The organism is Paracoccus sp. (in: a-proteobacteria), assembly GCF_046462195.1.
GTDB lineage: Bacteria > Pseudomonadota > Alphaproteobacteria > Rhodobacterales > Rhodobacteraceae > Paracoccus.
Map to the genome: position 1 here is coordinate 1 of NZ_JBKGUN010000164.1, position 4,688 is coordinate 4,688.

Annotated in this window: 4 protein-coding genes; 1 reads left to right on the forward strand and 3 read right to left on the reverse strand. The window is 59.6% G+C overall.

Annotated elements, in window-relative coordinates:
* Positions 1-474: 474 nt before the first annotated feature.
* The gene (locus ACLHHB_RS10560; RefSeq protein ID WP_410218246.1) at positions 475-840 is read left to right on the forward strand and encodes a response regulator; all 366 of its coding nucleotides are present in this window, start codon (positions 475-477) and stop codon (positions 838-840) included.
* 42 nt (positions 841-882) lie between these two features.
* Here ACLHHB_RS10560 and ACLHHB_RS10565 read toward each other — a convergent pair whose 3' ends face one another.
* From ACLHHB_RS10565 to ACLHHB_RS10575, 3 genes are all read right to left on the reverse strand, one after another.
* Positions 883-2,163 carry a sensor histidine kinase gene (locus ACLHHB_RS10565; protein ID WP_410218247.1) on the reverse strand — a complete coding sequence of 427 codons (1,281 nt, stop codon included), beginning with the start codon at positions 2,161-2,163 and terminating at the stop codon, positions 883-885.
* A 278-nt stretch (positions 2,164-2,441) separates the two neighbouring features.
* Complete coding sequence (locus ACLHHB_RS10570; protein ID WP_410218249.1) at positions 2,442-2,768, reverse strand: type II toxin-antitoxin system PemK/MazF family toxin; 327 nt, start codon at positions 2,766-2,768, stop codon at positions 2,442-2,444.
* A complete protein-coding gene (locus ACLHHB_RS10575) occupies positions 2,765-2,983 on the reverse strand; it encodes an antitoxin MazE family protein (protein WP_410218248.1) in 219 nt (72 codons plus the stop codon). The genes ACLHHB_RS10570 and ACLHHB_RS10575 overlap by 4 nt, the downstream gene beginning before the upstream one ends.
* Positions 2,984-4,688 lie beyond the last annotated feature (1,705 nt).

Below are 4,688 nucleotides of genomic sequence, written 5' to 3' on the forward strand. Positions count from 1 at the left end.
AGCACGCTGCTCATGGGCGCCAGCCGCCCAGAGCAGGTGACAGCGAATATTACCGCCCTGCAGGTCATACTGTCCCTCGAGCAGCTTGCCAGACTTGATGAAATCTGTGCGCTGCCATCCCTGAACTCCTACTTCATCTTTCGGCTGCCACGAGAGGTGCTCTTTGGCGGACAATCAGTGACGCCTTAGGGAGGAGGAAGGTTCGAGGACAATGTTGAAGTCCTCAATGCCCGGAATTGTCCCGCCATAGTTGCCGCTGGCACCATAAACAACGACAGCGCGAGGAACCCGCCATCGGCACTAAGGCAGGGCGCAAAAAATATGGAAGCAGCAAGAGCAGTCTCCGGATGGCTGACGCTCGTTCTGCCCGCAGAGTATGCACTTTTCGAGCCCCTTGCGTTCCTTCGTGACGCGGTCACCGGGAACAAGCGCCGGATCCCATGGTTCGGCGCTCATGATTTGCCAAGGTGATGCATGCAGAAACCGGACCTTGCTGGAAGACGTATCCTTGTTGTCGAGGATGAGTTCATTCTGGCCGCACATATCTGTGCACAGATCGAAGCCTGCGGAGGAGTGGTTGTCGGTCCAGCGCCCACGTTGGCGAGCGGAGAGGCCCTTCTTCAGAAAGGCCCTCTGCCTGACGGCGGTATCCTCAACATCCGGATCGGCGACGTCATGGTCTATCCGTTGGCGGACGATCTTCTGGCAGCCGGAGTGCCCATCATATTCGCGAGCAGCGAGAGCAAGTCCTGCATTCCAGACAGGTATGCATCCGTCCCGCTCCTAGGGAAGCCCATCGACATGATGCTGGTGGCCAAGCAGCTGTTTCCCGCCCGTTGACGCCTGTGGTTCAAAGGCAGATCCGGCCGCAGTGCCGCTTCATCATTCGCCGCCTGGTTCCGGAGTGCCGCGACCGTTATGTTTCCTGATCTCTACATGATCGTGCCCGGGGTCCTGCTGCGCAGCAAACTCCAGCCTATAGCACGTGCCGGGATTTGCATCCTGCCACTCCGACCGACCGCGGAGCTGACGGGAAAGCCCGGTGACCAGCGTCATGCCAAGGCTGCTGGCACTGGCTGCATCAAAATCCGGCGGCAGGCCTTGCCCCTCGTCGCAAACCATCAAGCGCAGGTGACCTTGCTCGGCGGGCTGGATGGTGATGCGCACGTCACCCTGGCCCTCCGGATAAGCGTACTTGAACGCATTGGTCACCAACTCGTTTCCCAGCAGGGCCAGCGGCACCGCCTGATCGGTGGCCAACATGACCGGCGCAAAGTCACAGCTCAGCGTCAGTCCCGGAGCGGCCGATGCGCGAAGCTGGTCGCACAACCCTTCCATGAACGGGGCAAGGTCGACCATGTGGACCTCGTTTGCACGCCACAGCCGGTCATGCACCTGCGCAATGGTCATGACCCGGGCGCCGGCATCGTCCAGCACGCGCTGCACGGTCGGATCCGAGACCGTGTGCTTCTGCATGCTCAGCAGTCCCGCGACCATGGCCAGGCTGTTCTTGACCCGATGGCTGATCTCGCGCGTCAGGATCTCCTGATGGGCCAGGGCCTCCTGCAGCCGCGTCTCGCTGGCCCGCAGCGCTTCTTCGACCCGCTGCCGCTCAAGCGCCACGCCGAGGAGGTTGGCAAACCCCTGCAGGAATGCCAGATCCGTTTCGGTGAAGCGTCCCTCATGGGGACTGTCCACCTCCAGCACTCCATAGCGTTCGTCATCGCCCTGGATGAGCACGTTGATGGCGCGCTTGATCCCGTGCTCCTCCAGAATGCTGGGGGTGCGAAATCGGGTTTCTTCGGCCAGGTGGTCGGAGATGACCGGCTCTCCGGTCTGGAAGGCGTAGCCGGTCGGGCTGTCCATGTCAGCGCCTGTCCTGGCGTGGCCGACCACGCCGGGCTTCCAGCCGACCCCGGCCTGCACGAGGAACTGCCCTTCTTCAGGAAGGTACATCATCACCTTGCAGAAGCTGCTGTTCAGGCCAAGCGCACAGATCCTGGTGGCCTCCTGAAGCAGCGCCGTGACGTCCCGAGCCCTCAGCGCGTACCGCCCGTATTCGGCAGTGAGCTGTTGCTGGCGGAGGCGATAGGCCAGTTCCTCGGCGGAACCGCCGCCCTGTTCAGGCGCAACAGCCGGGGCGGCCATGTGATCGTCGTCCATCGCTTGTCTTCTCCCGGTTCCAGGCTGATCCGTCGTACGGTTGAGCAAGGCGTATAAAGGACACGGACGTCAAGGCGCGGCATTGGGTTGCGAAGATCATCCACCCGTATGTGGTACCGACACAAGACGCTGACAGAGGCAAAGGCCTCCGTTCCGTTGCTTCTCGATGTCTGCTGTCGCGCCTGTAGACCTTCGTCCCGTGGTCACCGAGGGCAGCCGTGCTCGCGACACGAATGAGCGAAAGATCCCGTAGCGGCCCCACCGACCACTGTTTTGCCTCACCCTGCCAAGCCTAGAAACAGCGCCAGAGAACGGCTGACGCCAATCATGGCAAGATCATCGAGATGACCGAAGGAAGCCCCAACTTTCTCGGCCTTCACTGTCATCGGCTTGTCCAGCATGATCTGCGACGGCGTGCGGAGCCCGTTGTCTGGCGATGGCTCGACCGTCGGGCGGAGGAGCGGCGCGTCGACGAGAGTTGAGGTAAGTGGCAGGATCACCACCGATCCGAGATCATCGAATTGATTCGCTTGGATGATCAGCGCCGGGCGCGGTTTTCCGTAATCACCTTGGAGGGCAACCGTCACAAGATCACCACGCCTCACTGCCAATCATCCAGATCATTCAAGGCCGCATCCATGAAGTCCGAGAGATCGGTATTGCCGGAATCCGAGGCGGCAATCAACGCGGCCTGCCGGCGGCATTCTGCAGCAAAGCCTGGCCGGCGAGTATCAGGCACCCAGATTTGGACAGGGCGCAGGCCTGCAGCGCGCAAGGCCTCCCGGCGCTTCTGGACACGTTTTGAAACAAGGCTTGGCATAGCTGACCTCCTTGTCGTTACATGTAACAAAGGAGCGGCTCGATTTCAATCCCAGTGGAACGGCCGCTTCATCCTGCAGAGTGACCGTCGGGAACGCGAAGGATGACAGCCTAAGAAGGCCTTAGCTGCCCTTCGACCCTTCTTGACCCTCCAAGGGCGTCGGCATATCTGCGGCATCGTCCGACAGGAGGTTGATGCACGGAGGCTGTGATTGAACTGCATGTGGCGGCATCGTCCAGCACACGGAGTGACGGCCCCTTTCTGCATGATTTTCATAAGCGTTCTTATAAAGAACCGAAATGTTGTGATCAGCCCGTTCGATACAGCGATGAATATTGAAAAGCTATCAGACCTCTGGTTTGAAGTATCTTTGAAGGCGCATCCATTCATCGGCGCGTTCAGGCTTCTGAAACAGCGCCAATTGATCAAAAAGAATATCTTCCAAGAGCAGAAACGTGGATTGCCAATCATTCGGGCGAGGCTATCGACTTCATCAGCCTGTTGAGCAGCTTTATCGGCGGGATATTCATTGCCCCCACGCACCAAGGCTAGGATGCCGGCTGAACACTGATTGCGCATGCTCTGGCACTGAAGGGTGAGCTTTCGCTCGAGGTTTATACCAACAATGAACAGGCTGTCCGCTTCTATGCATCGCTCGGCTTCGAGGAATCTTCGCGGCGCGATGTGGATGCTTCCGGCTATCGTCACCAGAACGCAGCCCTGCACCTGAAAGGCTCAGCTACAGACCGGGCGAGGCCTGTCTCGCCCAGTCACTCAAGCGGATCCAATTGCCGGTACGAGCGGCCGCTTGATCCACAATGCACCTGCCAGAACCGCAAACAGTGACAGCGAAAGGAGTCGTTAGCCGCCGGTCATCACTGCTTCCATTGGCTGCCATTCTCGTAGCGGCCTTCGGCCTGGTGAATTGAACTCAAACCAGCAACCGCTACCTCCGGTCCCTTGGTCAAGCGCCTGTCAATCCTGAAGCTCGACAAGGCGCAGTGTGATAGGGTGCCGAGACCGCGGTGCCTGACGAACAGAATATTACCCTCTTGCCAACCCGCCATACAACCTTTGACCTCTGCGATGTTGCGCATCTTCCGCCGTCTCCCACTCTCGCGCTTCTGGCGGATTCGGCGAAGAACTGGTCGTCAACCAACTCGGATTTGTCAGGAGGCAAGAAACTTGTCGCGTTGCGGTCGTTCTGACAAGTTCGGGAAGACGCGGGACCTCATCCTGTCGAAGCGGCGAAACAAGCCTGCCATCCTCAAGTCTCTTGCGCAGTGGCGATGAACGGTCTGCCCGGAAATATCTTGATTGACAAGAGCATGGCCAGCGCTGAGGGCGTTGAGGACATCAACTGGATGTTGAAGCGCTCCGAATCCCCGGTCCGATCGAGAAGGTGCGGATAAACTATTACGAAAACTTAGGTCGCGCAGGACCGCGGCTTCATCAAGCGCCGGGTGAAGCCGATGCTCGGCCTCAAAGCTCCGCTTCAGCGGCGTCAACCTCGGGCGGCATCGAGCGCGTGAGCACGATCCGCAGGGGTCGGGTCAGGCCAAGCTGCGGCCGTTTCAGAAAATCTGTCAGCTCGCCGCGTGAAGCCGATGAAGTCGCCGACTGCCTGTGTCATGCTGCGGTTTGCGATAGAGCCTTCGTGATTGCTGACCGCATGAAGCGGCGTTCGCTCAGGAGGGCGCCATCA

Bases quoted from the DNA above. Each gene is read 5' to 3' on its own strand.
- ACLHHB_RS10560 (WP_410218246.1), top strand. From the start codon at position 475: ATGCAGAAACCGGACCTTGCTGGAAGACGTATCCTTGTTGTCGAGGAT.
- ACLHHB_RS10565 (WP_410218247.1), bottom strand. From the start codon at position 2,163: ATGGACGACGATCACATGGCCGCCCCGGCTGTTGCGCCTGAACAGGGC.
- ACLHHB_RS10575 (WP_410218248.1), bottom strand. From the start codon at position 2,983: ATGCCAAGCCTTGTTTCAAAACGTGTCCAGAAGCGCCGGGAGGCCTTG.